This is a genomic window from Brevundimonas sp. (genome assembly GCF_030682035.1).
GTDB lineage: Bacteria > Pseudomonadota > Alphaproteobacteria > Caulobacterales > Caulobacteraceae > Brevundimonas.
The window spans coordinates 145,226-170,239 of the sequence record NZ_JAUXQZ010000031.1; the positions used below are offsets into that span (position 1 = coordinate 145,226).

The 25,014-nt window shown below is 66.6% G+C and carries 26 protein-coding genes; 14 read left to right on the forward strand and 12 right to left on the reverse strand.

Annotated elements, in window-relative coordinates; all coding sequences use genetic code 11:
• Positions 1 to 39: 39 nt before the first annotated feature.
• Both Q8K49_RS09315 and Q8K49_RS09320 read left to right on the forward strand, forming a co-directional pair.
• Complete coding sequence (locus Q8K49_RS09315; protein WP_305305486.1) at positions 40 to 348, forward strand: BolA family transcriptional regulator; 309 nt, start codon at positions 40 to 42, stop codon at positions 346 to 348.
• 100 nt (positions 349 to 448) lie between these two features.
• The gene (locus Q8K49_RS09320) at positions 449 to 2,266 is read left to right on the forward strand and encodes a response regulator (protein WP_305305488.1); all 1,818 of its coding nucleotides are present in this window, start codon (positions 449 to 451) and stop codon (positions 2,264 to 2,266) included.
• Between the two features lie 73 nt (positions 2,267 to 2,339).
• On the opposite strand, the gene Q8K49_RS09325 is transcribed toward Q8K49_RS09320, so the two are convergent.
• Positions 2,340 to 2,945 (reverse strand): hypothetical protein, encoded by a 606-nt coding sequence (locus Q8K49_RS09325; RefSeq protein ID WP_305305490.1) that lies wholly within the window; start codon positions 2,943 to 2,945, stop codon positions 2,340 to 2,342.
• A gap of 111 nt (positions 2,946 to 3,056) precedes the next feature.
• Between Q8K49_RS09325 and Q8K49_RS09330 the strand changes: the two genes are divergently transcribed.
• From Q8K49_RS09330 to egtB, 3 genes are all read left to right on the forward strand, one after another.
• On the forward strand, positions 3,057 to 4,034 hold the full coding sequence (locus Q8K49_RS09330) for a mechanosensitive ion channel family protein (RefSeq protein WP_305305491.1): 978 nt from the start codon (positions 3,057 to 3,059) through the stop codon (positions 4,032 to 4,034).
• 4 nt (positions 4,035 to 4,038) lie between these two features.
• Entirely contained in the window at positions 4,039 to 5,052 is a 1,014-nt protein-coding gene (locus tag Q8K49_RS09335; protein WP_305305493.1) for a low specificity L-threonine aldolase, read from the forward strand.
• Between the two features lie 101 nt (positions 5,053 to 5,153).
• Positions 5,154 to 7,313: an ergothioneine biosynthesis protein EgtB gene (egtB, locus tag Q8K49_RS09340; protein ID WP_305305495.1), complete on the forward strand. Its 2,160-nt coding sequence runs from the start codon at positions 5,154 to 5,156 to the stop codon at positions 7,311 to 7,313.
• Between the two features lie 59 nt (positions 7,314 to 7,372).
• Here egtB and Q8K49_RS09345 read toward each other — a convergent pair whose 3' ends face one another.
• Both Q8K49_RS09345 and Q8K49_RS09350 read right to left on the reverse strand, forming a co-directional pair.
• A complete protein-coding gene (locus Q8K49_RS09345) occupies positions 7,373 to 7,597 on the reverse strand; it encodes a general stress protein (RefSeq protein WP_305305496.1) in 225 nt (74 codons plus the stop codon).
• A gap of 119 nt (positions 7,598 to 7,716) precedes the next feature.
• Entirely contained in the window at positions 7,717 to 7,878 is a 162-nt protein-coding gene (locus Q8K49_RS09350; protein ID WP_305305498.1) for a hypothetical protein, read from the reverse strand.
• A 141-nt stretch (positions 7,879 to 8,019) separates the two neighbouring features.
• Between Q8K49_RS09350 and Q8K49_RS09355 the strand changes: the two genes are divergently transcribed.
• Entirely contained in the window at positions 8,020 to 8,301 is a 282-nt protein-coding gene (locus Q8K49_RS09355; protein WP_305305499.1) for a hypothetical protein, read from the forward strand.
• An 8-nt stretch (positions 8,302 to 8,309) separates the two neighbouring features.
• Here the strand turns inward: Q8K49_RS09355 and Q8K49_RS09360 are convergent, their stop codons facing one another.
• Positions 8,310 to 9,011 (reverse strand): MBL fold metallo-hydrolase, encoded by a 702-nt coding sequence (locus Q8K49_RS09360; protein ID WP_305305500.1) that lies wholly within the window; start codon positions 9,009 to 9,011, stop codon positions 8,310 to 8,312.
• A 194-nt stretch (positions 9,012 to 9,205) separates the two neighbouring features.
• Between Q8K49_RS09360 and tig the strand changes: the two genes are divergently transcribed.
• The 3 genes from tig to Q8K49_RS09375 all read left to right on the forward strand — a co-directional run bounded on the left by tig (position 9,206) and on the right by Q8K49_RS09375 (position 11,747).
• Positions 9,206 to 10,549, forward strand: a complete 1,344-nt coding sequence (gene tig / locus Q8K49_RS09365; protein WP_305305502.1) for a trigger factor — start codon at positions 9,206 to 9,208, stop codon at positions 10,547 to 10,549.
• A gap of 158 nt (positions 10,550 to 10,707) precedes the next feature.
• Positions 10,708 to 11,349, forward strand: a complete 642-nt coding sequence (locus Q8K49_RS09370) for an ATP-dependent Clp protease proteolytic subunit (RefSeq protein WP_305305505.1) — start codon at positions 10,708 to 10,710, stop codon at positions 11,347 to 11,349.
• A gap of 77 nt (positions 11,350 to 11,426) precedes the next feature.
• Positions 11,427 to 11,747: a hypothetical protein gene (locus Q8K49_RS09375; RefSeq protein ID WP_305305507.1), complete on the forward strand. Its 321-nt coding sequence runs from the start codon at positions 11,427 to 11,429 to the stop codon at positions 11,745 to 11,747.
• Positions 11,748 to 11,751: 4 nt separating this feature from the next.
• Here Q8K49_RS09375 and Q8K49_RS09380 read toward each other — a convergent pair whose 3' ends face one another.
• Positions 11,752 to 12,393, reverse strand: coding sequence for an HAD-IB family hydrolase (locus tag Q8K49_RS09380; RefSeq protein ID WP_305305508.1), 642 nt, complete (start codon positions 12,391 to 12,393; stop codon positions 11,752 to 11,754).
• Between the two features lie 189 nt (positions 12,394 to 12,582).
• On the opposite strand from Q8K49_RS09380, the gene clpX reads away from it, so the two are divergent.
• Complete coding sequence (gene clpX / locus Q8K49_RS09385) at positions 12,583 to 13,857, forward strand: ATP-dependent Clp protease ATP-binding subunit ClpX (RefSeq protein ID WP_305305510.1); 1,275 nt, start codon at positions 12,583 to 12,585, stop codon at positions 13,855 to 13,857.
• 376 nt (positions 13,858 to 14,233) lie between these two features.
• A complete protein-coding gene (gene lon, locus Q8K49_RS09390) occupies positions 14,234 to 16,630 on the forward strand; it encodes an endopeptidase La (RefSeq protein ID WP_305305512.1) in 2,397 nt (798 codons plus the stop codon).
• A gap of 177 nt (positions 16,631 to 16,807) precedes the next feature.
• Here the strand turns inward: lon and Q8K49_RS09395 are convergent, their stop codons facing one another.
• The 5 genes from Q8K49_RS09395 to Q8K49_RS09415 form a co-directional block, all read right to left on the reverse strand.
• The gene (locus Q8K49_RS09395) at positions 16,808 to 17,503 is read right to left on the reverse strand and encodes a pirin family protein (protein ID WP_305305513.1); all 696 of its coding nucleotides are present in this window, start codon (positions 17,501 to 17,503) and stop codon (positions 16,808 to 16,810) included.
• A gap of 453 nt (positions 17,504 to 17,956) precedes the next feature.
• The gene (gene aroC, locus Q8K49_RS09400) at positions 17,957 to 19,042 is read right to left on the reverse strand and encodes a chorismate synthase (protein WP_305305515.1); all 1,086 of its coding nucleotides are present in this window, start codon (positions 19,040 to 19,042) and stop codon (positions 17,957 to 17,959) included.
• A 2-nt stretch (positions 19,043 to 19,044) separates the two neighbouring features.
• Positions 19,045 to 19,422, reverse strand: coding sequence for a type II toxin-antitoxin system VapC family toxin (locus Q8K49_RS09405; RefSeq protein ID WP_370867761.1), 378 nt, complete (start codon positions 19,420 to 19,422; stop codon positions 19,045 to 19,047).
• Positions 19,418 to 19,627 carry a type II toxin-antitoxin system VapB family antitoxin gene (locus tag Q8K49_RS09410; RefSeq protein ID WP_305305519.1) on the reverse strand — a complete coding sequence of 70 codons (210 nt, stop codon included), beginning with the start codon at positions 19,625 to 19,627 and terminating at the stop codon, positions 19,418 to 19,420. Before Q8K49_RS09410 ends, Q8K49_RS09405 begins: the two co-directional genes overlap by 5 nt.
• A 63-nt stretch (positions 19,628 to 19,690) precedes the next feature.
• On the reverse strand, positions 19,691 to 20,416 hold the full coding sequence (locus tag Q8K49_RS09415; RefSeq protein WP_305305520.1) for a DnaJ C-terminal domain-containing protein: 726 nt from the start codon (positions 20,414 to 20,416) through the stop codon (positions 19,691 to 19,693).
• A gap of 87 nt (positions 20,417 to 20,503) precedes the next feature.
• On the opposite strand from Q8K49_RS09415, the gene pdxH reads away from it, so the two are divergent.
• Entirely contained in the window at positions 20,504 to 21,178 is a 675-nt protein-coding gene (pdxH, locus tag Q8K49_RS09420) for a pyridoxamine 5'-phosphate oxidase (RefSeq protein ID WP_305305566.1), read from the forward strand.
• Between the two features lie 4 nt (positions 21,179 to 21,182).
• On the opposite strand, the gene Q8K49_RS09425 is transcribed toward pdxH, so the two are convergent.
• Positions 21,183 to 21,809, reverse strand: coding sequence for a TetR/AcrR family transcriptional regulator (locus Q8K49_RS09425; protein ID WP_305305522.1), 627 nt, complete (start codon positions 21,807 to 21,809; stop codon positions 21,183 to 21,185).
• Positions 21,810 to 21,890: 81 nt separating this feature from the next.
• On the reverse strand, positions 21,891 to 22,538 hold the full coding sequence (gene udk / locus Q8K49_RS09430) for a uridine kinase (RefSeq protein WP_305305524.1): 648 nt from the start codon (positions 22,536 to 22,538) through the stop codon (positions 21,891 to 21,893).
• Between the two features lie 144 nt (positions 22,539 to 22,682).
• On the opposite strand from udk, the gene Q8K49_RS09435 reads away from it, so the two are divergent.
• Positions 22,683 to 24,317: a long-chain-fatty-acid--CoA ligase gene (locus tag Q8K49_RS09435; protein ID WP_305305525.1), complete on the forward strand. Its 1,635-nt coding sequence runs from the start codon at positions 22,683 to 22,685 to the stop codon at positions 24,315 to 24,317.
• A 4-nt stretch (positions 24,318 to 24,321) separates the two neighbouring features.
• Positions 24,322 to 25,011 (forward strand): DUF1499 domain-containing protein, encoded by a 690-nt coding sequence (locus tag Q8K49_RS09440; protein ID WP_305305527.1) that lies wholly within the window; start codon positions 24,322 to 24,324, stop codon positions 25,009 to 25,011.
• Positions 25,012 to 25,014 lie beyond the last annotated feature (3 nt).

Genomic DNA, 25,014 nt, shown 5'->3' on the forward strand with positions numbered 1-25,014 from the left:
AAGTGTAAGGTCGAATTGGTCACCAACAAGGACACACCCATGCCGGACGGCCCGATTGCGACGATTATCCGGGAAAAACTGACAACGGGCCTGTTGCCGGACCGGTTGGAGATCGAGGACGACAGTGGGCGACACGCCGGTCACCACCACGAAGGCGGCATGGACGGGCGCCCCGGCGGCGAGAGCCATTTCAACGTCACTGTGGTCTCGGCGGCTTTCGAGGGGCAGGGCAGGGTGCAGCGTCAGCGGGCGGTCAACGCCCTTTTGCGGGACGAACTGGCCGGTCCGGTCCATGCCCTTTCGATCCGGGCCTTGACCCCGGCGGAGGCTGAAACACTGGTCGTCTGAGGTTCGCCGAACGCGGTTCATGACAGGACCGTCACGTTCATCTCGTCTTAGAAGGTTCGCCCTAGCGTCTCGGTTGGGCTTTTTTGAGGGGCTGGGCGCAATGGTTGAATCTGACGGCATCGGCAAGTCGATCCACGGCGAACCCGGCGCCGGCGAGGCCGCGCAGGCTCTGCGCGCGATTCTCCAGACCCAATATCTTCGCTACCTGATCATCGGCACCTGGGCCCTGGGCCTGCTGGCGACGGTCGGATTCACCCCCGCGGCCCTGTGGTTCGTCGGCACCGTCGCCGCCGGCGCCATCCGGGGCGCGGTCGAGAAGCGGATCAGCAACCGGGTCGGCACGGGCTGGGGTCTCATATTCCCCGCCGTCGCCACCGCGACCACCGCCGCCTGGGCCACGGCCCCCCTGATCGCCTGGTATTCCGGTCACCTCTTCGGCCCCGCCCTCGCCGCGACCCTGCTCGTCTGCGGCTATGTGCTGGTGTTCTCGCAGCTGCGCAGTTCGTGGCGGCAGGCCCTGGTCATCTCATCGCCCTATGGGGTGGCGGCTTCGGTCATCCTGATCGGCATGTGGGGCGGACCGTTGTTCTGGCCCTTCCTCGCCGTCTTCCCCCTGGCCGCCTCGGGCCTGGTGGTGCTGGTCATGATGACCATGCTGCGCGAGGAGCGGATCCGGGCCTTCCAGGAGCATCAGGCCCATCTGATTGGGGAGCTTGAGGCCGCGCGCGACAAGGCCAACGCCGCCAGCGACGCCAAGTCCAACTTCCTCGGCGTCATTTCGCACGAGCTGCGCACGCCGATGAACGGCGTCCTCGGCGCCGCCCAACTGCTTGGGGCGACCCGACTGGAGCCGACCCAGCGCGAGTATCTGTCGATTATTCGCAACTCGGGCGACAATCTGCTGAGCCTGCTCAACGACATCCTCGACATGACCAAGATCGAGGCCGGCAAGATGACCTTCGAGACGGTCGATGTGTCGATCGAGGACCTGCACAAGCGGGTGACCGGCCCGTTCCAGGCCCAGGCCGAGGCCAAGGGCCTGACCTTCACCGCCCGCTTCGAGGGTGACATTCCGGCCGTGGTGCGCGCCGACCCGCTGCGCGTCTGCCAGGTCATTCACAACCTGCTCTCCAACGCGGTGAAATTCACCGACCAGGGCGAGGTTTCCTATCTGGTCCGCGGCGAGCGGCAGGAAAACGGCCGCGTGCGCTTCGACTTTGCGGTCACCGATTCCGGGGCCGGCATCTCGCCGGACGATCTGGAACGGCTGTTCCAGCCCTTCACCCAGGTCGACGCCTCCTCGACGCGCCGCTTCGGCGGCACGGGCCTGGGTCTGACGATCTCGCGGCGCATGGCCAATATCATGGAGGGCGACATCAGCGTGGTGTCGACCCTGGGCGAGGGCTCAACCTTCACCTTCTCGGTCGAGACAGACGTGGTCGAATGGACCCGCCAGGCCGCCGCCGAGCCGATCCACGCCCAGATCGAGGACGGCCGGGCGCTGAGCGTCCTCGTGGTCGAGGACCATCCGGTCAACCGGATGATCCTGGAGGCCTGGATGGGCTCCGCCGGCCATGCCTCGGCCACGGCCGAGAACGGTCAGATCGCCATCGAGGCAGCCGGCGAGCAGCAATTCGACCTGATCATCATGGACGTGAACATGCCGGTGATGGACGGCCTGACCGCCACGCGGGCGATTCGAGCCGGTTCGGGGCCGAATCAGGACACGCCGATCGTCGTCCTGTCGGCTTCGGCTCGCCGTGAGGACCATGCAGCGGGGCTGGACGCCGGGGCTGACGCCTATCTGAACAAGCCCATCGATTTCGCCGCCTTGGCCAAGGTCATGAACCGCGTCGGCGGCGGGCGAACGGCCATCCGGGCGCTGGTCGACAGCGGCGAGACAGCCGCGGCCGCTTGATCCGGGCCGTACGTCGGCAGCGGAAGCGACGTGGCCCTCGCCACCATCGCCGGCCTTTTCAACCGAGGCCCCGTCAGCGGCTCGCCTGTCGCCATCCCGGGTCACGTTCACCGGTCAGTCCGCACAGTTGCAGAAAGCCGATCACCGCCGCCGTCCGGGCCGGCGTGGGCCGGGCCAGGAACAGCTGTGCAGCCGCCTCGGCGCGGGCCACCAGCGGCAGGACGACCCAGCGGTCGGGGAAGCGCCGGACGTCGATGTGCGGATCGGCCTTGAGATGCGGGCAATAGCGCAGCGACCGGTCGACACAGGCGCGGTGCAGGGGGGCGATGGCGCCGGCATCGACCAATATGCTGTCGTCGGTCAGGTCTGTCGGCAGCCTGTGGCCTCGCCCGTCCGCCCGCAGGCGGCCGGCGGTCACTGGATGCGCCACCTGGGTCCAGCGGTCCTCCGCCCCGGTCGGCTGGCCGCACATCGGACACAGCATGTCCCTGACCGACAGCCGCTGCCGCACGGCATGGTTCTGGGAATACAGCGGCTTGCCTTGACCGGGATTGTCCGCCTGAAGGATAGCCAGCGCGCCGCCGACGGAAGGGCAGGGGCCTACCCCGAGGGGCGGCTCGCCGGTCCAACTGGTGACCCAGGGCACGTCGACGCCGGCCTTTAGTGACGATGCCTTCATCGGAACCCCCCGGATCAATCCTGCGCGCCCGCGCGCCCGCGCTGCCGCAGTCGAGCAGCGTTTGCGGACCGCCGGGGTTCCAAATCGGAGCAGAGGCGTTAGACCCGGCGCATGGCGTCCCGCATTCCTACCCTGAACGAAGCCGTCTCCGCGGGTGAAAAAGCCGCCGCCGTCGATACGGCCATGATCGCCAAGTTGACGGATATGGCCGGCGACTTCGCCGTCAATCTGTCGATCGCCCTGATCATCATGGTCGCCACCGTGCTGGCGTCGCGGTGGCTCTCGGGGATCACGCGACGGATGCTGTCGCGGGTCCGGGGCTTCCAACATGACCGGACGGTGGTCAGCTTCGTCGTTCAGGTGGTTCGGGTCGTTGTCTATATCGTCGGCTTCATCGCCGTGCTCCAGCGGCTGGGCGTCCAGACCACCTCGATCATTGCGGTCCTGGGGGCCGCCTCGCTGGCGGTCGGTCTGGCCTTGCAGGGCACGCTGTCTAACGTCGCGGCGGGTGTGCTGTTGCTGGTGTTGCGCCCCTACAAGGTCGGCGACATCATCGAGGTCGGCGGGGCCCAAGGCACGGTGCAGCGCCTTGACCTGTTCGTGACCCAGATGTCGAACGCCAACAATCACAAGATCGTCGTGCCTAACTCCAAGGTGCTGGGCGACGTCATCGTCAACCTCACGGGCCAGAAGACGCGGCGCATCGAGATCCTGTTCAACGTCGGCTACAGCGCCAACCTGAAACAGGCGACGGCGGTGATCGCGGGCGTGGCGGAGGCGCATGAAGGGGTGCTGCCGGATCCGGAACCCTGGGCCGGGGTCACCAACCTGCTGGACAGCGCCGTCGAGGTGACGCTGCAGGCCTGGGTCGAGGTCGACGATTGGTGGCAGGTCAAGGCCGATCTGACCCAAGGGGTGAAGGAAGCGCTGGACGCTGCCGGCGTTGAAATCCCCTTCCCGCATCAGGTCGCGGTGGCCTATGAACCGCCCGCGCCGGGGCTTTATCCGGCTGCAATGTCAAAACCCGAACCTGAGCCCCAGACTCCCGCGCCGGCCCCGCGCCGCCGCCGGCTGGGCCCAAAGGCCTGATTCCATGCGTTACGACTTCGGCTCCGACAACACCGCCGGCATGGCTCCCGCCGCGCTGGAGGCCCTGATCGCGGCCAATGACGGCTATGCCCGGGCCTATGGCGCGGACGACGTCACCGCCCGCGCCGCCGACCTGATCCGCGCCCGGCTGGACGCCGATGCCGAGATACGGTTCGTCTTTTCCGGCACCGCCGCCAACGCCATCGCCCTGTCGATGCTGGCCTGGCCGCATGAGGCCGTGCTGGCGCATCACGCCGCCCATGTCTGCACCGACGAGACCGGCGCGCCGGGGTTCTTCGGCTCGGGCGTCGGCCTGATCGGCCTGCCGGGCCTCTCGGGCAAGATCGAGCCGAAGGCGCTACAGGCCGTTGTGGACGAGCCGGAGGTCGGCCACCGCCAGCCGCCCGCGGCCCTCAGCCTGACCCAGTCCACCGAGTACGGCACGGTCTATACCGAGGAGGAACTGCGCCATCTGATCGAGCCGGCGAAGCTCAAGGGCCATGGCGTGCACATGGACGGCGCGCGGCTGGCCAATGCGGCGGCGGCCGGTTTCGACCTGACGCAGATCGCCCGGCTGGGAGTCGATGTGCTGGTTTTCGGCGGGGCCAAGGCCGGGGCCAACTGCGCCGAGGCCATCGTCATGTTCGACAAGTCGCTGGCCCGCCGGATCGACAACCGGCTGAAGCAGGCCGGGCAGACTGCGTCCAAGACCCGCTTCCTGGCCGCCCCCATCCTGGGCCTGCTGGAGAGCGGCGACTGGGAGGCCGGCGCCGCCCACGCCAATCTGATGGCCGAACGGCTGGCGGCGGGAATCGCCACCCGTTCGGCCTTCGTCCTGGCCCATCCGGTCGAGGCCAATGCGGTGTTCGTGCGCATGCCGCCCGAGGCGCACCAGCGGCTGAACGACGCCGGCTGGGCCTGCTATCGCTTCGACGACGGTTCAGTGCGGTTCGTCTGTTCGTGGGCGACCCGCGAAGAGGCCGTGGATGAAGTTTTGCAGGCCATCGCAACGCTTTGAGCGCGTCGTTCATTGAACGGTCGCCATGCCCCACCTAGATAGAACAAATCGTGACCATTCCCGCTTTGCGGCGATCGGTCAGGGGACCGGAGGGGACTGACATGAACGCACCATCGCGTATCGCCAATCGCACGGCCGACGACCTCATGGCCTTCCGGATCGTCCGCGCCGCCCTGCCGATTCTGGCGGAAGGGCTGAGCCCGGAGGATCTCGCGGCGCAGTCCATGCCCGATTGCAGCCCGGGTAAATGGCACCTGGCCCACTCCAGCTGGTTTTTCGAGGCCATGATTCTGGCGGAGGAGCCCGGTTACCAGCCGGTCGACCCGCGCTTCCAGACCCTGTTCAACAGCTATTACGAGGCGCTGGGACCACGGGTGGACCGCCCTGTGCGGGGCCTGATGACCCGGCCGTCGCTGGACGAGGTGCTGGCCTATCGCCGCGAGATCGACCGGCGCATGACCGTCTGGCTGGGCGAGGGACCGACCGATCCCCGGCTGCAATATCTGTTCACCCTCGGTCTGAATCACGACCAGCAGCATCAGGAGTTGTTCCTGATGGACCTGCTGAATCTGATGGCCTGCTCGCCGCTGGATCCCGCGGCCTATCAAGCCGAACCGCGCGCGCGTCCGGCGCAGCGTGGGCTGGGCGGGACCAGCCGGTTCGACGGCGGTCTGGTTGAGATCGGCCACGACGGCGCGGGCTTCGCCTTCGACAACGAAGGGCCGGTGCTTCGCGTCTGGCTGGAGCCCTACGCTCTCGCCAACGATCTGGTGTCCAACGCCGACTGGATCGCCTTCATCGCGGACGACGGCTACGCCCGGCCCGAGCTTTGGCTCTCCGATGGCTGGTCGACGGTTCAGGCCGAGGGCTGGGACGCCCCCCTCTACTGGCGCCGTGACGGCGACGCATGGACGACCATGGGTCTGACGGGCCGCATTCCGGTTGAGCCGACGTCGCCGGTCCGCCACCTCAGCTTCTACGAAGCTGACGCCTATGCCCGCTGGGCTGGCAAGCGGTTGCCGACCGAGGCGGAGTGGGAGCATGGCGTCCGCTGCCGTCCCGAGGCCTTCTCCAATGCGTTTGGCGAGCTCTGGCAATGGACCGCCAGCGCCTACGCTCCCTATCCGGGCTTCCGGCCGACCGAGGGTACGGCGTCGGAGTACAACGGGAAATTCATGGCCAACCAGATGGTGCTGCGGGGCTCCAGCTTCGCCACGCCCGAGGGACATGCGCGAGTCAGCTACCGCAACTTCTTCTATCCGCATCAGCGGTGGGCCTTCACGGGATTGCGGCTGGCCGAGGCCGCCCCTGCGCCGCTGGTCCGCGCGACGGATCACGGCGAGACGGCCCGTTTCCGCCGCGATCTGATCGCCGGCCTGTCGCGCTTTCCCAAGGTCGCCTCGCCCAAATGGTTCTATGACGCCGAGGGCTCGCGGCTGTTTGAAGCCATCACCCGCCTGACGGAATACTATCCGACGCGGCAGGAGGCGGCCCTTCTGCGGCGCGTGGCCCCGGAATGGGCGGCGTGCTTCGGGCCCGACGCCGCCCTGGTCGAGTTCGGATCGGGGGCCAGCGAAAAGACCCGGATCGTCCTGGACGCCGCCTCCGACCTCGGCGCCTATGTTCCGATCGACATCAGCGCTGACGCCTTGAATGCCGCCGCCCGCCGGATCGCAGAAGCCTATCCAGCGCTGACGGTCGCCCCCCTCGTCGGCGACTTCCTGCATCTGGGGGCGCTGCCGGCCGGGATCGGGCAGGGGCGGCGGGTCGGCTTTTTCCCAGGCTCGACCATAGGCAATCTGGAGCGGGACGAGGCGATCGCCTTCCTGACGGCGGCGCGTGGCCTGCTGGGTTCCGACGCCCTGTTCATCCTGGGGGTCGATCTGGTCAAGGCGCCGGAGACGATGATCGCCGCCTATGCCGATTCCGCGGGCGTCACCGCCGCCTTCAACCGCAATCTGCTGGTTCGCGCCAATCGCGAACTGGAAGCGGGGTTCGACGTGGATTCCTTCGCCCATCGCGCCGCCTGGAACGCCACGGGGTCGCGGATGGAAATGCATCTCGAGGCGACCCGCGACATGACTGTCCTGCTGGACGGCCGCCGCATCGCCTTCAGGCGCGGCGAGACCATCCATACGGAGAGTTCGCGGAAATACACCAAAGACTCGGTGCGCGAACTGGCCGAGGCGGCCGGATGGACCGTGGCCGGGTTCGAAACCAGTTCGGACCCCAAGGTGGCCTTGGCGCTGCTGGAAGATTGAACGAAAAAAGGCGGCGACCAGAGTGGTCGCCGCCTTCTTCGGATGGGTGGGCCTCGCGCCTAGTCGGCGACGGGCGGCGTCGTGCGGGGGCGGGCGCCGTGCGAGGCCTCGCCGCCCTTGCGGCCGGCTTGAGCGGCCAGGCTACGATCCTGGGAGAAGCTGCGCTTTTCGCTGGGGACGCTGGCGCCGCCCTTGCGGGCGATCTCGCGCTGACGTTCGGGATCCATCGAGGCGAAGCCCCGCTTGGAGACACCGGAGGCTCGGGTGGGCTGACCTTGAGCCATTGGAGGTTCCTTTCGTGACGTCGATGGCGGTTCGGGGAATGAACCCTCTGCACCGCTTCCGGTTCCGGATGGGCGGTCACGGAATTGCGAGCGAATCACAGGGTTTGGACGATCGGCGCTCACTTGCCGCCATAGGGCCGGGCGTCGTTATCACCCCCGCCGCCCGGGTCCTGTTGCGGAACTTCATCGGGCGCGCCGGACGGATCGATGTCCGGGCCCGGCGTCTCAGGCGGCATGATCTCGGGCTGACCGCCGGGGCTGTCGGGTTCGATAAAGGTCATGGTCTTGCTCCTTCTTGAAAGGAGAACGCGGCGGTGACCGGCGCCGTTCAATCACGATTGGACGCCATCCCGTGTTTGGCGGAACCGGGCTGATCAGAGCGGATTGAAGCAGGCGAAATCTCCCAGCGGAAAGACAACGAAATGACCGGGCCCTACACAGGACAAACCTTCGCCTACGACATCGAGGAGGATGTAGACTCGACCTCGGCCCGCCTGGATCGAGAGGCTGACGCCCTCCTGCTGGAAGGCGAAGGTCGCGCCCGTCCGCTGCGGCGCGCGGTGCGGGAAGACGCGGGCCTCGTTCGCGACTGGGGGCAGGATCGGGTCAGCCGGCTTCGGGGGTCAGTCGAGGCCGAACCGGTCAAGGCGACGCTCTATGCCCTCGCCCTCGGGGTGGTGATCGGCATGCTGGCTGCGCGCTAGGTTGAGGCTCAGGACGGCCCTGTCGCGGGACGGGCGATCGGCGTCCCGCGCATGGCGGCGTCGGACACAAATGGATTGCTGCGGCGCTCGGCCCCGAAGGTCGAGGTCGGCCCGTGCCCCGGCACGAAGGTGACGTCGTCGCCCAGCGGCCACAGCTTGGTGGTGATGGCGTGCAGCAGGCTGGCGTGGTCGCTGCGCGGGAAGTCGGTGCGGCCGATCGAGCCCTGAAACAGGACGTCCCCGACCTGGGCGAACCGGGCCTCACGGTTGAAGAAGATCACATGGCCGGGCGTATGGCCGGGGCAGTGCCAGACTTCCCACGTCGTCTCGCCGAGCGTCAGCACATCGCCCTCAGCCAGCCATCGGGTCGGGGTGAAGCTGCGCGCTTCGGGCAGTCCATACAGCTGGCCCTGGGCCGGGATGCCGTCGATCCAGAACTGGTCGTCCGGATGCGGCCCGATGATGTCGAGGCCGGTCTTCTCCTGCATCTCGGCCGCCCCGCCGGCGTGGTCGAGGTGGCCATGGGTGATCCAGATCGCCTCCAGCGTCAGCCCCTGTTTGGCCACCGCGCCCAGCAGACCGTCCACCGACCCGCCCGGATCGATGATCGCGGCCTTCATGGTCTTGCGGCACCAGACGAGGGTGCAGTTCTGCTGCAGAGGCGTGACCGGGAAGACGGCGACGCCGATCGGGGCGGGGGAGGAGGTCATTCCATCCAGATAGCCTGCCGCGGCCTGCGCCGAAACCGTCCCTTGTCCTGCGTCTCACGTTGACCTTTGGGACCGTCATCGACATAAGGGCGGGCTTCAAAGGCGCCGCCTCCAAAGGGCGGCCCTTGTTGCTTTACCCACACAGCGCAGCGCCTGCCTCAAAGGCGCCGCCACAGAGCGTCAGAATCCCGGCCATGCAAGTTGTCGAAAAGTCCAACGAAGGTCTGAGCCGCGTGATCGCGGTGACCATTCCCGCCGCCGAGCTGAACCAGAAGCTGGACGCCAGGCTGAAGGAAGTCGCGCCGCAGATGAAGCTGAAGGGCTTCCGTCCCGGCAAGGTGCCGATGTCGCATGTCAAAAAGACCTTCGGCCGCGACTTGATGGGCGAAATTGTCAACGACGCGCTGAACAGCTCGAGCCAGAAGGCCCTGGACGACGCCAAGGTGCGTCCGGCCGCGCCCGCCGAGATGAAGCTGACCTCGGACATGGAAAAGGTCATCGCCGGCACGGAAGACCTGGCCTACGAGATGGCCCTGGAGGTCATGCCAGACTTCACCCCGACCGATATCAAGAAGCTGAAGCTGGCGCGCCCGACCTATGAGGCGTCCGACGCCGATCTGGACGAGGCGCTCACTGAATTGGCCGGTCAGGCCAAGTCCTATGCGGACAAGAAGGGCAAGGCCGTGAAGGCCGCCGACGGCGACGAGGTCACCATCGACTTCCTCGGCAAGCTGGACGGCGAACCCTTCGAGGGCGGCGCCGCCGAAGACACGCAGCTGGTGATCGGCTCCAACCGCTTCATCCCCGGCTTCGAAGAGCAGCTCAAGGGCGCCAAGGTCGGCGACGAGACGGTCCTGAACGTGACCTTCCCGGCGGACTACCAAGCCGCCCATCTCGCAGGCAAGGCCGTGACCTTCGACGTCAAGGTCAAGGCCATCAAGGCCGAGGCCCCGGCCGTGGTTGACGAGGAGTTCGCCAAGCGGATCGGCATCGAGTCGCTGGACAAGCTGAAGGAGCTGCTGCGCACCAATCTGAACCAGCAGTACACGGGCGCCGCCCGCTTCAAGCTGAAGCGCGCCCTGCTGGACGCCCTGGACAAGGCCCACGACTTCCCCCTGCCGCCCAAGATGGTCGAGGCCGAGTTCGACGGCATCTGGCAACAGGTGCAGGCCGACAAGGACGCCGGCCGTCTGCCGCCTGAAGACGCCAAGAAGACCGACAAGAAGCTCAAGGACGAGTACCACAAGATCGCCGAGCGCCGCGTGCGTCTGGGTCTGGTGCTCGCCGAGATCGGCCGCGCCAACAACGTCCAGGTCACCGACCAGGAACTGAACAACGCCATCATGAACGAGGCCCGCAACTATCCGGGTCAGGAGCGTCAGGTGCTGGACTTCTATCGCCAGAACCCTAACGCCGCCGCCCAGATGCGCGCCCCCATCTATGAGGAAAAGGTCTGCGATCTGATCTTCGATACCGCCAAGGTGACCGACACGCCGATCACCAAGGAAGACCTGCTCAAGGAAGACGACGAGCTCTGATCGTTCAGCCCGATCGGGACCTTCATCCCCGCCCTGGTCTCCGGGGCGGGGATTTGCTTTTCAGGACCCGTCTTGCGTCAACGGTTCCGCAACGCGATATCCTGTCCAACAGGCGAGCGGCCGGTGAGTCGCGCCCCAAGCATCCCGAGAAGGCCCACATGCGCGATCCCATCGAACTGATGAACATGAACCTCGTCCCCATGGTGGTCGAGCAGTCCAGTCGGGGCGAACGGTCCTTCGACATCTTTTCGCGCCTGCTGCGGGAACGGATCATCTTCCTGACCGGTCCCTTCGATGACGTCATGGCCTCGCTGATCTGCGCCCAGCTGCTGTTCCTGGAATCGGAGAACCCGAAGAAGGAAATCAGCATGTATATCAACAGCCCCGGCGGTCAGGTGTCGTCGGCGCTCGCGATCTACGACACCATGCAATACATCCGCTCGCCGGTTTCGACGGTGTGCATGGGCATGGCGGCCTCGGCCGGTTCGCTGATCCTCGCCGCCGGCGCCGCCGGTCAGCGCGTGGCCCTGCCGAACGCCCGCATCATGGTGCACCAGCCCTCGGGCGGCTTCCGTGGCCAGGCCTCGGACATTGAACTGCACGCCGCCGACATCCGCTACACCAAGCGCCGACTGAACGAGATCTACGTCCATCACACCGGCCAGCCCTATGAAGAGGTCGAGAAAACCCTCGACCGCGACCACTTCATGAGCTCCGAGGAAGCCAAGGCCTGGGGCATCGTCGACCACGTCTACGACCGCCGCGAGCAGGCCGAGGGCGACGGGGTCAAGACGGTCTGATCCGTCCACCACCAGCAAGTTGGTGAAGGGCGCGTCGTGACCGGCGCGCCCTTTGTCTTTCATGCTATCAGGCCGCCATGGAACAGACGCGCGAAACCAGCGGGACCGTCGAGGTCGACGGCGACACCTACGAGTGGGAAATCCGCCGCCAGCCCCGGCCGCTACCGGGCGGCAAATGGGACGGCATGGGGCTGAGCCTGCGTCTGAAGGGCTTCCCCCGAGAGGCCGTCGTCCTGTTCCCGATGCCGATGCGGCCGAACGGACGGCCGGACATGGAGAAGCAGCGGGTCGATCTGGACAGCGTGCGAAACGCCGTGGCCGCCGCGATCGAGGCGGGATGGAACCCCACATCGCGGGGCAAGGCCATGGTGTTCGATGTGGACGCGGACGGCCGCTAGCCGGTCAGCCCTTGAACCGCCGAAACCCGGCCTCGTCGGCGATGGCCAGCATCTCGGTGTCCCCGGTCGTATCGCCGTAGGCTGCCGCCAGCTGCATATCCTCCCCGAAAGCGGCCCGCAGCCGCCGCACCTTTTCCTCGCCCCGACAGTTGGGGCCGGCGAAGGCGCCCGTAACCCGGTCATCAGCGTCGAACGCCAACGGCGTGCCCAGCAGGGCGTCCGCTTCCAGACGCCGCGCGAACGGAGCCACGGTGGTCTCCGGACTGGCCGTGACGATGACGCGATACGCCCCCTTCGCGCCCCAGTCCTTCCAGCAGGCGAGGGCGTCATGGCGGATGAAGCCGGGCCAGACCTGGCCCGCGAAAGCTTCCGCGTCGGCTTCCAGCTGGGTCCGAGGTACGCTCTTCAGGAACTCCCGCACCGAGGCGGCCTTGAGGCGGCCGCGGTCGCGGTGACCGGCATAGGCCGCCAGATCGGGCGCCATCCTGGCCAGCCCCATGAACCAGCCGCCCGCACCGGCCCGCCAGCGCAGAAACTGCGTGAAACTGTCGCTGACCGTCAGGGTGCCGTCGAAATCAAACGCCACGATGGCCCGATCCTTGCGGTGCGGCTGGTGAATCAGGGCAGGGCTTCCCATGTCAGACATTCGCCGCGATCTCCGTCGACATTCGACCGTCCGCTTCGGTATCCGCCCACGCTTGGGCGGGGTTGTGGCGGGCCTCGGTATGGGTGATTGTCAATTTTTGAAGACCTTTGCGCCCATTGTCCGGGAATCAAACGCGAAGGATGCGCGTTAGCCCCATATCAGGGTGAACCGCGGGAGTGAGAAGACTCGATGACCAAAGCCGCCGGCACAGACGCCAAAAGCACCCTCTACTGCTCGTTCTGCGGGAAGAGCCAGCACGAGGTGCGCAAGCTCATCGCCGGACCCACGGTGTTCATCTGCGATGAATGCGTCGAACTCTGCATGGATATCATCCGTGAAGAGCACAAAATCTCGTTCTCCAAGGCCAAGGATGGCGTGCCGTCGCCCAAGGAGATTCGCGAGGTTCTCGACGACTACGTCATCGGTCAGTCGCACGCCAAGAAGGTGCTCTCGGTCGCGGTTCATAACCACTACAAGCGCCTGAACCACGCGACGAAGAACAACGACGTCGAGTTGGCCAAGTCCAACATCATGCTGATCGGGCCGACCGGCTCGGGCAAGACGCTGCTGGCCCAGACGCTGGCCCGCATCATCGACGTGCCCTTCACCATGGCCGACGCCACCACCCTGACCGAAGCCGGTTATGTGGGCGAGGACGTCGAGAACATCATCCTCAAGCTGCTGCAGGCGTCCGACTACAACGTCGAGCGGGCCCAGCGCGGCATCGTCTACATCGACGAGATCGACAAGATTTCGCGCAAGTCGGACAATCCCTCGATCACCCGGGACGTCTCGGGCGAGGGCGTGCAGCAGGCCCTGTTGAAGATCATGGAAGGCACCGTCGCCTCCGTGCCCCCGCAGGGCGGCCGCAAACACCCGCAGCAGGAGTTCCTGCAGGTCGACACCGCCAATATCCTGTTCATCGTCGGCGGCGCCTTCTCCGGTCTGGAGAAGGTTATCGCGGCGCGCGGCGACGGAGCCTCGATCGGCTTCGGCGCCAAGGTCAAGGAAATCGACGAGCGGCGCACCGGCGACATTCTCAAAGGCGTCGAACCGGATGATCTGATGCGTTTCGGCCTGATCCCGGAATTCATCGGCCGTCTGCCTGTGCTGGCGACGCTGGAAGACCTGGACGAGCCGGCCCTGGTCACCATCCTGACCGAGCCCAAGAACGCCCTGGTCAAACAGTACAAGCGCCTGTTCGAGATGGAGGACGTCGATCTGACGTTCACCGACGACGCCTTGGTGGCGGTCGCCAAGAAGGCCATCACCCGCAAGACCGGCGCTCGTGGCCTGCGTTCGATCCTCGAAGGCATCCTGCTGGAGACGATGTTCGAGCTGCCGACCTTCGAAGGCGTCGAGGAAGTGGTGGTCAACGCCGAGGTCATCGAGGGCAAGGCGCAACCGCTGCTGATCTATTCCGAAACCAAGTCCAAGAAGGCCGCCCCCGACAGCGCGGCCTGATCCCGACCGGGTCACAAGACCAGAAGGGCGGGTCCGGCGACGGGCCCGCCCTTTTCCTTGGGTTTGTGATGCGCACCGGAGCCGGAATGATGCGCGCCGGCAACAGGGCGCCGGGGCCAAGGGACAACAGCAACGGCCAGTTTCTCGCACGATCCATGCGCCGTTGCCCCCCGACCCCATTGGATGTTGCAGCCTTGCCGCCTGTGGATGGAAGGAGTGGTTCGGCGCCCGCCACGCTTGAACCGCGCCGTCCGTAAACCACATACTCATCCGAAGGCCGCTCAATGGCGGGCCGAGTCGAAACGGCGGGGCGCAGGCGCTCCGCACGCCGCCGCGGCGGGTCCGAGATCAACGAGGACCCTGTGAGAGTTGCATCATGCCCGAGACCAAAACCCTGCCCGTCCTGCCACTGAGAGACATCGTCGTCTTTCCGCACATGGTCGTGCCGCTGTTCGTAGGCCGCGAGAAATCGGTCAAGGCGCTCGACGAGATCATGAAGGGCGAAAAGCAGATCCTGCTGGCCACCCAGAAGAACAGCGTCGATGACGACCCGTCGGCCGACGCCATCTATCCGATCGGCGTCCTGGCCACCGTGCTCCAGCTGCTGAAACTGCCCGACGGCACGGTCAAGGTTCTGGTCGAGGGCAAGAGCCGCGCGCGCCTGACCAAATTCACCGCCCGCACCGAATATTTCGAGGCCGAGGCCGTCGAGATCGCCGATGATCCGGGCGAGCCCGCCCAGTCGGAAGCCCTGCTGCGCGCCGTGATCGAACAGTTCGAAAACTATGTGAAGCTGAACAAGAAGGTGCCGCCCGAGGCCCTCAGCTCTATTCCCCAGATCACCGACCCATCCAAACTGGCCGACAGCGTGGCGGCCCATCTGTCGGTCAAGATCGGCGACAAGCAGGGTCTGCTGGAAACCATCGCGGTCCCCGCCCGGCTGGAGAAGGTCTACGGCCTGATGGAGGGCGAAATCTCCGTCCTGCAGGTCGAGAAGAAGATCCGCTCGCGCGTGAAGCGCCAGATGGAGAAGACCCAGCGCGAATATTATCTGAACGAGCAGATGAAGGCGATCCAGCGTGAGTTGGGCGAGACCGACGACGCCCGTGACGAGGTGATGGAGCTGGAGAAGCGCATCCGCAAGACGCGCCTGTCCAAGGAAGCCCGGGTCAAGGCCGAGGCCGAGGTCAAGAAGCTGCGCAACATGAGCCCGATGTCGGCGGAATCGACGGTGGTGCGCAACTACCTCGACTGGCTGCTGTCGATCCCGTGGGGCAAGGCCAAGACCAAGGCTATTGATCTCGAAAAAGCCGAGGCGATCCTCGAGGAGGACCACTACGGGCTGGAGAAGGTCAAGGAACGGATCATCGAATATCTGGCGGTCCAGGCGCGCACCAATGCGCTCAAGGGCCCGATCCTGTGCCTCGTCGGCCCTCCCGGCGTCGGCAAGACCTCGCTGGCCAGGTCGATCGCCAAGGCCACCGGCCGCGAGTACATCCGCATGTCGCTGGGCGGCGTGCGCGACGAGGCTGAAATCCGCGGCCACCGCCGGACCTATATCGGCTCCATGCCGGGCAAGATCATCCAGTCGATGAAGAAGGTGAAGACCACCAACGCCTTCATCCTGCTGGACGAGATCGACAAACTGGGCGCCGACTGGCGCGGCGATCCGACCTCTGCCCTGCTCGAGGTGCTGGATCCGGCCCAGAATAACGCCTTCGGCGACCACTATCTGGAGGTCGATTACGACCTCTCGAACGTCATGTTCGTGACCACGGCCAATACGCTGAACATGCCCCAGCCGCTGCTCGACCGGATGGAGATCATCCGTGTCAGCGGCTACACCGAGGACGAGAAGGTCCAGATCGCCCTGCGGCACGTCCTGCCCAAGGTGACGGAAGAGAACGGGCTCAAGCCGGCGGAGTTCGTCGTGCCGGAAAGCGCGATCCGCGACCTGATCCGCTACTACACCCGCGAAGCCGGCGTGCGCTCCCTGGAGCGCGCCCTGGGCGGTCTGGCCCGCAAGTCGGTGCGCGAAATGGCCCGCGAGAAGACGCTGTCCATCACCATCGACGACGAGAAACTGGCCAAATATGCGGGCGTGCGGAAATACCGCTACGGCGAGACCGACGAGGAGGATCAGGTCGGTATCGTCACCGGCCTGGCCTGGACCGAGTTCGGCGGCGAAATCCTGACCATCGAGGCGATCAAGATGCCGGGCCGCGGCCGGATGACCGTGACCGGCAACCTGAAGGAGGTGATGAAGGAGTCCATCTCCGCCGCCGCCTCCTATGTCCGGGCCCGGTCGCTCAGCATCGGCGTCAAGCCGCCGATGTTCGAGAAGACCGACATCCACGTCCACGTCCCCGACGGCGCCACGCCCAAGGACGGTCCCTCGGCCGGCGTGGCCATGACGGTCGCCATGGTCTCGGTCCTGACGGGCATTCCGATCCGCAAGGACATCGCCATGACGGGCGAGATCACCCTGCGCGGCCGGGTCACCGCCATCGGCGGCCTGAAGGAGAAGCTGCTGGCCGCCCTGCGCTCGGGCATCAAGACGGTGCTGATCCCCGAAGAGAACGAGAAGGACCTCGCCGAGGTGCCCGACAATGTGAAGGGCGCGCTGGAGATCATCCCGATCAAGACCGCTGACGAGGCCCTGAAATGGGCCCTGACCGGCTCGCTGACCCCCGTCGAATGGGACGAGGCCGCCGATCCGCTGCCGGCGGTTCCGCCGATCCAGGATGTCGGCACGGTGGTGGCGACGCACTGACGGTCTGAAACAGAAAGAACCCCGCCCGGAGCGATCCGGGCGGGGTTTTTCTATCTGAAGGGAGCCCCGGCGGACCAATACAATTCACCGAAGACATCCTCGACATCGGGCCAGCGACATCGTCGACAATTCCTCGACATCACCGACATCGGAGACACCCTCGACAGTCGCCGGGATTCAGAGGCTGTCGACCATCACCAATTCCGCATCATCTCGCGCCGTGATCGTGATCTCCGCCTCGTCCTTGATCGCCGCCCCGTCGCGGGCGTTCAGGGCCACGCCGTTGACCTCGACCGCACCCACCGCCGGCACCAGATAGGCGCGGCGGCCCTCGGCGAGGCTGTAGGTCAGGCTCTCGCCGGCCTTCAGGGTCGCGCCCAACACGCGGGCGTCGGCGTTGATGGTCAGAGCCTCGTCGGACGGGTCGTCCGAGGCCAGCACCTGGAATTTCCCGGTCCGGTCCGATTTCGGAAAGGGCTTCATGCCCCAGTCCGGCTTGGCGCCCGGCTTGTCAGTCTCGATCCAGATCTGGAACAGGGTGGTCAGCTCGTTCTCGAGGTTGAACTCGGCGTGGCGCACGCCCGTGCCGGCGCTCATCACCTGCACATCGCCCGCGCCGGTGCGGCCCCGGTTGCCGATGGAATCCTCATGGGTGATGGCCCCGGTGCGGACATAGGTGATGATCTCCATGTCCGAGTGCGGGTGGGGCGGAAAGCCGGACTGGGCGGCGATTTCGTCGTCGTTCCAGACCCGCAGTCGGCCCCAGCTCATGCGCGAGGGGTCGTGATAGCCTGCGAAGGAAAAGTGGTGTTTGGCGTTCAGCCAGCCGTGGTCACCGCCGCCGAGGGTGTTGAAGGGTCGAACGTCGATCATGGGGATGCTCCCGGGACTCCGAGGGTTATGAACCTCGCTGGCGTCTATATAGGTAACAGTGTCAGTGTCGAAAAGGGGTGTTTGGTCGGTGGCAAGGTTGGCCCGACGCCGGGAAGAACAAGGGGGACTTGAAGGGGCGAGAACGCTTCGACACGTCAAACCGGTCGCCTCGCCTGCAATCCGCAGCGACCGAGAGCAAAAAATAGCGTGTACGGCCTTCGACGGTGACTTGGGCATGGCCGGTACGGGAGTATTTGCCCAGATGGATCGTGAAGCGGTCGACAGTCCCGTGAACGATCACGGGATCACCCATTGGCGCACGGTTGCTGACAGACGTGCCAAGCCAGATCAGTCCGGCCGTGCCCAACACTCCGACGCCAAGCATCGGCAGGAGAACCCAACCCGGGTTGCCCATTTCACAGAGAAGCCGAAGATGTTCCCTGACGCTGAGTTTCACCCCACCTGCGCCCTGTGCCTCAGCATCGCATCGGCCAGCACACAGGCCGCCATCGCTTCAACCACCGGCACGCCGCGCAGGGCCACGCAGGGATCGTGGCGCCCCTTGGTGCGGACGTCGGTCTCGGCCCCGTCGCGGGTGACGGTCTGCCCCGGCGTCAGGATGGAGGAGGTCGGCTTGAACGCCACCCGCGCTGTCAGCGGCTGGCCCGTCGATATGCCGCCCAGCACCCCGCCCGCGTGGTTCGACAGGAAGACCGGCCGGCCGTCCTCGCCGAGCCGCATGGCGTCGGCGTTGTCCTCGCCGGTCAGTTCGGCCGCGCCGAAGCCCGCGCCGATCTCGACGCCCTTGACCGCATTGATCGACATCATCGCCGCCGCCAGTTCGGCGTCCAGCTTGCCATAGACCGGCGCGCCCCAGCCGGCGGGCAGGCCGGTGACCTCCAGCGCCACGACGGCCCCGATCGACGACCCGGCCTTGCGCACGCCGTCGAGGTAGGTCTCCCACGCCGGCACGACCGCCGCCGAGGCCGCGAACAGGGCGTTGTCATGGACCGCGTCGAAATCCACCGCCCCGGGCGCGATCCGGTGCGGCCCCAGCTGGACCACGCCGGCGCGGATGCGCACCGTCTCGCCCAGCACCTTGCGCGCCACCGCCCCCGCCGCGACCCGCATCGCGGTCTCACGCGCCGAGGACCGGCCGCCGCCGCGATGGTCGCGCACGCCGTATTTGGCCTGGTAGGTGTAGTCGGCATGGCCCGGCCGGAAGGCGCGGGCGATGTCGCCATAGTCCTTCGAGCGGGCGTCCTCATTGTCGATCTGGATGGCGATCGGCGCGCCGGTGGTGACCGGCCCGTTCCCGTCGTCGAAAACGCCGGACAGGATACGCGCCGTGTCGCTCTCCTGCCTCTGGGTGACGAAACGGCTGCCGCCGGGCTTGCGCCGGTCCAGCCACGGCTGCAGGTCGGCCTCGGTCAGGGGGATCAGGGGGGGGCAGCCGTCGATGACGCAACCGATCGCCGGCCCGTGGCTCTCGCCCCAGGTGGTCACGCGAAACAGATGGCCGAAGGTATTGTGGGACATGATCAATGCAACCCGCTGACGCCGAAGCCCAGATCCTCGGCGGCCCGATACAGTCGCTTGTCGCGCGTCCAGAGGCGGACATCAGCACGAAGTCGCAATGAGGCAAGCAAGTGCACATCCACCCACCCAATGCCGCGTCCGAAGAGCTTGTTCTCTTCGACCAGTTCCAAAACCTCACTGTTGCGGGCGGTAGAGATGCCGTCCAGACGATCCAGCATGGCCAGCGCCAGTCGTCGCCTTGCGAGATTTCCGAGGCTCAGCTCACCCTTCACGAACTCGTGCATGAGTACGTTCTTGCGACGCAACTCGGCGTCGAACTCTGGCGAACTCGCGCGAAAGTGGTCGATCCAGACGGACGTATCGGCGAGAACGAACTTAATCGTTCTGCTCCCAGTCGCTTGGGCGACGTCGACGCGGAAGTTCGATGTCGGGCATGGTTCCGCCCATGGCGGCGAGCCTCCGTGAGGCCTCCCATTCGACCATCATCTTCAGGGCCCGGTTGATGATGGCTGACTTCTCGGTCAGGCCGGAGAACTCTGCCGCATCCCTGAGCAATTCATCGTCAATCGTTATGGTGGTTCTCACCGCGCATCTCCTTCAGCATCAGAGTGTGCGCGTTTTGATGCGGCGATGCAATGATGCAGTCTCTCACGCCGCCAGCCGCTCCGGGGTCCAGGCGCGGGTAAACCGCACCAGCAGGTCCTCCGCCGCCGAGGGCGCGTCTTCGGACGGCTCCAGCGTCACGAACAGATGCCCCTGGGGCCGCGTTCCTCGCGCCGGCAGGCCCAGCCCCTTGAGCCGCAGCCGTAGCGGTTGATGACCCGCGACCAGCCAGGCCGAGCGCACGCCGGCATGGGTGTCAACCTCCAGCCGCCCGCCATCCTCTAGCAGGCGAGGGGACACGGGGCAGGTCATGTAGAGGTCGTCGCCGACGGCGTTCAGCCCGTGAGCGCCGCGCACCAGCACCGGCAGATACAGATCCGCCCCGTCATCGCCAGCCGCCTTCAGCCGCAGATGTTCGCTGGTGCGCAGGCCCGCGGGAACCCGGACGCGCAGCAGGCGTCCGCCCAGCCGGATCTCGACCGCGCCGCCCTTCAGGGCGTCGAGCGGACTGATGGCCAGCACCGGGGTTGCGGGCGGCGGCGTGGCAGGCGCGGCCAGCGCGAGGGGCGCCGACTGCCGCTGGATCAGTCGCCAGGCCGCGATTGTCTTGCGGAACCGCGCCTCGCTGCCGCCCGTGGCTTCGGGCCGCGCCGCCTTGATGGCGATACGGAAGGCCGCGGTCAGCGCCTCGTTGTCCACCGGGCCGGTGAGGCCGAGCAGGGCGTAGGCCTCGGGGGTCGAGGCGACTTCAGGGTGCGATCGGGCGCGCATTGGCGCAGTAAGGCCCTGCACATGGTCAAGGCCCGGTTAACTGTGAAGCCTCTCCACAGCCGGGCCGCGGGGGTCTATCTGCACTCCATGACCGCGAATTTGATCCCCCCCAGCCCGACCCGCGAGGAATATGCGGAGCAGTATGCCGCCGCCCTGGCCGCCAATGGCGACGAAACCATCTTCGATCGCGCCGAGCCGATCGGCCTGTTCGTCGACTGGCTGGGCGACGCGACAAGGACCGAGCCGAACGATCCCAACGCCATGACGCTATCGACGGTGGATGCGTCCGGCGCGCCGGACGCCCGGATCGTGCTTCTCAAGGACATCGATGCGCGCGGCTTCACCTTCTATTCCAACCGCGAAAGCGCCAAGGGCCTCGATCTGGCCGTCCATCCCCGCGCGGCCCTGCTGTTCCACTGGAAGTCGCTGCGGCGTCAGGTCCGGGTGCGCGGCGCCGTCGAACCGGTGACGGCGGAGGAAGCTGACGTCTATTTCGCCAGCCGGGCCCGCGAGAGCCGGATCGGGGCCTGGGCCTCGGACCAGTCCCGGCCGCTGGACAGCCGCGCTGCGCTGGAAGCCGCCGTCGTGCGCGAGACCGCCCGAATGGAGGGGGGGGAGGTGCCGCGGCCAGAGCGCTGGACCGGTTGGCGCGTGGTCCCGGAGAGCGTGGAGTTCTGGCGCGACCGGCCGTTCCGCCTGCACGACCGGCTGCGGTTCGACCGGGACGGCGGGGGCTGGACGAAGACCCGCCTCTGGCCGTGAACCGTCAGGCGCCGTAACGGGCCAGGAACGTCCCGACCGCGTCCTCGACCACCTCGGCGTTCGAGCGGCGGACCTTGATCTCGTCACCGGTGACCAGCGGCACGAAGAACACCGGATGCTCGACCATGCCCATCAGCTGCCCCGCCGCCCAGGACGGTCTGTCTATCGGCCGCAAGGCTCCGGATTTCGACAGACCGACCAGAATGCCGATCAGGGTCGCGCCAAACGCCTCCCGCCCCTTTTCAAAGAACCGCAGCGCCACGGCCTGAAAGCGCGGCCGTTCAGCCATCACCAGACGGAAGATGGCGCGGACAAACGGGTCGCTCATAAAGGCGGCATAGGCTTCCGCGAAACTGGTCAGTTGCTCGCGGGCGTCGCCCTCGATGACTCCAGCCCGCGCAATCTGCCGCGCGAAGTCATCGGCGGCGTCGTCGATGACGGCCGAGAAAAGCTCGGCCTTTCCGGCGAACAGGGCATAGAGGGTCGCGGTCGAAACCCCGGCTTCGCGTGCGATCGGCTCGATCCGGGTCGCGGCGTACCCTTCGCTGACGAAGGCCATGCGGGCGTGTCGGACGATCGCCTGCCGTTTGAGATCGAGCGGGACGGGAGAACCGACGCCTGGGCCGCGCATGAAATTCGTCACTCCCTGAAGGTCACAAGGTGACGCTTGAGCCCATGGAGGGTCAAGGGGCGGTGGAACGATGTCTCGGTCTCATCCGCCGATCAACGGCGCCAGCAGCGGATGGGCCAACACCGGCGCGGCCAGCCGGACCACGGCCTGGGGATCTTCCAGCCGCACCGCGGCGGTCGCGTCGGCGACAATGAAGTCCGCATTCAACCGCGACGGTTCGGTTAGCCGTTCATGCCCCGGACGCACCGTCGCCAGATACTGGGAGATCACGGAATCCGCCGTCCGTCCTCGCTCGGTCTGGTCGCGCAGCAGGCGGCGGATGAAACGGATATCGGCGGGGGTGTCGACGAACACCCGGATGTCGAACAGGGCGACCAGGTCCGACGTGCACAGCAGATGGGTGCCCTCGACGACGACGACGTCCGCGGCCCGCACCGGCTCGCCTCCCGGCTCCCGTCCATGGTGGATGAAGGAATAGAGGGGGGCCACCACGTCTCGCCCGGCCTTCAGCTCGGCAAGATCGCGGATCATCAGCTCGTGGTCGCGGGCCGTGACATCGTCGAAGTCGAACGTGGCGGGATCGAAGTCGGGCAGGCTGGCCGCGTCGTGATAATAGGAGTCCTCGCGAAGCAGCACCGCCGCCCCGTCGGGCAGGGCCGAGACCAGGGCTTCGGCGAGGGTGCTCTTGCCTGAGCCGGAGCCGCCGGTGATGGCGATGAGGATGGGCATGAACCGCTTCCAGGACCGGTGACAACAATTCGCCAGGCCCGTCTAACGGCGGGGTGACCTGACGTCACGTTGCTTATCACCGATCACGCCGATAGCGTGGAGTTCAAGCGCCTCGAAAAGCAGGCGCAGGCTTGAGGGATCGTGATGCTTGGATTGATGCAGGACTGGCCGCTGACAGTCGACAAGATCCTCGACCACTCGAAGAACTGGCATGGCCATCGTGAGGTGGTGACCCGGTCCGTCGAGGGGCCGATCGTGCGCACGACCTATGCCGAGATCCATGCCCGGGCCAAACGGGTCACCAGCGTGCTGAAAGGCTGGGACATCAAGGTCGGCGACCGGATCGCCACCCTGGCCTGGAACACCAGCCGTCACATGGAGGTCTGGTACGGCATCATGGGCATGGGCGCCGTATGCCACACCCTGAACCCGCGACTGTTCCCGGAGCAACTGATCTACATCATCAACCACGCTGAAGACCGCATCATCTTCGTCGACCTGACCTTCATTCCGCTGCTGGAAGCAATCCTGCCGCACTGCCCGAGCGTTGAGCGGGTGGTGGTCCTGACCGACGAACTGACCATGCCGGCGACGAAGCTGCCGGGCGCGGAATGCTACGAAGCGCTGCTGGGCTCCGCCTCGGAGGATGTCGCCTGGGGCGGGTTCAGCGAACTGACCGCCTGCGGCCTCTGCTACACCTCGGGTACGACCGGCAACCCGAAGGGGGTGCTGTATTCGCACCGCTCGAACTTCATCCATACGCTGCTGGGCATGCAATCGACCGTGCTGGGGCCATCGCCGAAGGAGGTGATCCTGCCGGTGGTGCCGATGTTCCATGCCAACGCCTGGGGCATCGCCTTCGCGGGACCGGCGTCGGGCGCCAAACTGGTCATGCCCGGCGCGCGCATGGACGGCGCCGCCATCTATGAACTGATCGTGTCCGAGGGCGTGACCTTCTCCGCCGCCGTGCCGACCGTCTGGCAGATGCTGCTGACCCATCTGCGCGAGAACAACCTGACCATCCCCACCGTCAAGCGCGTGATGATCGGCGGCTCGGCCGTGCCCGAGAGCCTGATCCGCGCCTTCCATGACGAGTTCGATATCGAGGTGATTCAGGGTTGGGGCATGACCGAGACTTCGCCGATCGGGACCACTTCGATCCTGCCGCCCGAACTTGAGGCCCTGCCTTATGACGAGAGCATGAAATGGCGGGTCAAGCAGGGCATGCCGCCCCTGGGCGTCGAGCTCAAGCTCAAGAACTACGCCGGTCAGGAGATGCCGCACGACGGGCACACGTACGGCCGGCTGATGATCAAGGGGCCGACGATCTCGGGCTCCTATTTCAAGGGCGAGGGAGGCGATATCCTCGACCACGAGGGCTTCTTCGATACGGGCGACGTCTCGACGATCGACGAGCACGGCTTCATGCAGATCACCGACCGCGCCAAGGATGTGATCAAGTCCGGCGGGGAGTGGATCAGCTCGATCGAGATCGAGAACATCGCCGTCGGCCATCCGAAGGTCGAACTGGCCGCCGTCATCGGCGCGGCCCATCCGAAATGGGACGAACGGCCGGTGCTGATAGTCAAGCTGAAGCCCGGAGAGACCCAGAACAAACAGGAGCACCTCGACTTCCTGCAGGGCAAGATCGCCAAATGGTGGATGCCCGACGACGTTGTCTTCGTGGATGACATCCCGCTGGGGGCCACCGGCAAGATCGACAAGAAACTGGTTCGTGAACGGCTCAAGGACTATCGCCTGCCGACGGCGGGGGCCTGAGGCGATGGCCCGTCGTACGCCCGGCGCCGGGTGTGTCCAGACGCTGGCGGCCCTGTCCATCGCCGCCCCGGTGCTGGTGATGGTCGCGGCGCTGGGGACGCGTGTCGGGGCCTGGCCGGTCGAGATCGGCTATGACCTGCTGACCATGCAGGTGGGGTGGTGGCTGGCCTTCGCCGGCGCGGCGGCGGCCCTCGGCGCCCTGGTCCTGTCGTTCGGCAGGTTTCGCAAATCGGGTCTGCTGGCGATCGCCGCCCTGCTGGTCGCGGGCGCGACGCTCGGCGGCTTCATCTGGCAAAAGGCCCGCCTTTCGGCCGGCCCGGTCGAGAATGTCAGCACCGACCTGGCCGAGGTTCCGGGCTTCGGCGACCTCGGCGACGAGCGGGGCGGGCAGGGGCCCGGCCCCGCCGTGGGCGCTGAGGCCTGCCCCGGCGCCCTGCCGGTCATGCGCCAGATCGCGCCCACTGCCGCCATCTACGCCATTGAGCAGGCCGGCTTCACCCTGCGCGGCGCGGGCGTGGCCCGGGCCGACGGCAGTCAGGAAGGTTTCTGGTTCGGCTTCGACCATGACGCCGTGATCCGCATCCGCCCGGGCCGCACCGATATTCGTGTCGCCGCCCGCGACCACCGGCCCCACGGCGGCGAGGCCTGCCGCATGGCGACCGCCATCAGCGAGACCCTGCGCGCCGCGGGCTGAGGC

Bases quoted from the DNA above. Each gene is read 5' to 3' on its own strand.
- Q8K49_RS09315 (WP_305305486.1), top strand. From the start codon at position 40: ATGCCGGACGGCCCGATTGCGACGATTATCCGGGAAAAACTGACAACG.
- Q8K49_RS09320 (WP_305305488.1), top strand. From the start codon at position 449: ATGGTTGAATCTGACGGCATCGGCAAGTCGATCCACGGCGAACCCGGC.
- Q8K49_RS09325 (WP_305305490.1), bottom strand. From the start codon at position 2,945: ATGAAGGCATCGTCACTAAAGGCCGGCGTCGACGTGCCCTGGGTCACC.
- Q8K49_RS09330 (WP_305305491.1), top strand. From the start codon at position 3,057: ATGGCGTCCCGCATTCCTACCCTGAACGAAGCCGTCTCCGCGGGTGAA.
- Q8K49_RS09335 (WP_305305493.1), top strand. From the start codon at position 4,039: ATGCGTTACGACTTCGGCTCCGACAACACCGCCGGCATGGCTCCCGCC.
- egtB (WP_305305495.1), top strand. From the start codon at position 5,154: ATGAACGCACCATCGCGTATCGCCAATCGCACGGCCGACGACCTCATG.
- Q8K49_RS09345 (WP_305305496.1), bottom strand. From the start codon at position 7,597: ATGGCTCAAGGTCAGCCCACCCGAGCCTCCGGTGTCTCCAAGCGGGGC.
- Q8K49_RS09350 (WP_305305498.1), bottom strand. From the start codon at position 7,878: ATGACCTTTATCGAACCCGACAGCCCCGGCGGTCAGCCCGAGATCATG.
- Q8K49_RS09355 (WP_305305499.1), top strand. From the start codon at position 8,020: ATGACCGGGCCCTACACAGGACAAACCTTCGCCTACGACATCGAGGAG.
- Q8K49_RS09360 (WP_305305500.1), bottom strand. From the start codon at position 9,011: ATGACCTCCTCCCCCGCCCCGATCGGCGTCGCCGTCTTCCCGGTCACG.
- tig (WP_305305502.1), top strand. From the start codon at position 9,206: ATGCAAGTTGTCGAAAAGTCCAACGAAGGTCTGAGCCGCGTGATCGCG.
- Q8K49_RS09370 (WP_305305505.1), top strand. From the start codon at position 10,708: ATGCGCGATCCCATCGAACTGATGAACATGAACCTCGTCCCCATGGTG.
- Q8K49_RS09375 (WP_305305507.1), top strand. From the start codon at position 11,427: ATGGAACAGACGCGCGAAACCAGCGGGACCGTCGAGGTCGACGGCGAC.
- Q8K49_RS09380 (WP_305305508.1), bottom strand. From the start codon at position 12,393: ATGTCTGACATGGGAAGCCCTGCCCTGATTCACCAGCCGCACCGCAAG.
- clpX (WP_305305510.1), top strand. From the start codon at position 12,583: ATGACCAAAGCCGCCGGCACAGACGCCAAAAGCACCCTCTACTGCTCG.
- lon (WP_305305512.1), top strand. From the start codon at position 14,234: ATGCCCGAGACCAAAACCCTGCCCGTCCTGCCACTGAGAGACATCGTC.
- Q8K49_RS09395 (WP_305305513.1), bottom strand. From the start codon at position 17,503: ATGATCGACGTTCGACCCTTCAACACCCTCGGCGGCGGTGACCACGGC.
- aroC (WP_305305515.1), bottom strand. From the start codon at position 19,042: ATGTCCCACAATACCTTCGGCCATCTGTTTCGCGTGACCACCTGGGGC.
- Q8K49_RS09415 (WP_305305520.1), bottom strand. From the start codon at position 20,416: ATGCGCGCCCGATCGCACCCTGAAGTCGCCTCGACCCCCGAGGCCTAC.
- pdxH (WP_305305566.1), top strand. From the start codon at position 20,504: ATGACCGCGAATTTGATCCCCCCCAGCCCGACCCGCGAGGAATATGCG.
- Q8K49_RS09425 (WP_305305522.1), bottom strand. From the start codon at position 21,809: ATGCGCGGCCCAGGCGTCGGTTCTCCCGTCCCGCTCGATCTCAAACGG.
- udk (WP_305305524.1), bottom strand. From the start codon at position 22,538: ATGCCCATCCTCATCGCCATCACCGGCGGCTCCGGCTCAGGCAAGAGC.
- Q8K49_RS09435 (WP_305305525.1), top strand. From the start codon at position 22,683: ATGCTTGGATTGATGCAGGACTGGCCGCTGACAGTCGACAAGATCCTC.
- Q8K49_RS09440 (WP_305305527.1), top strand. From the start codon at position 24,322: ATGGCCCGTCGTACGCCCGGCGCCGGGTGTGTCCAGACGCTGGCGGCC.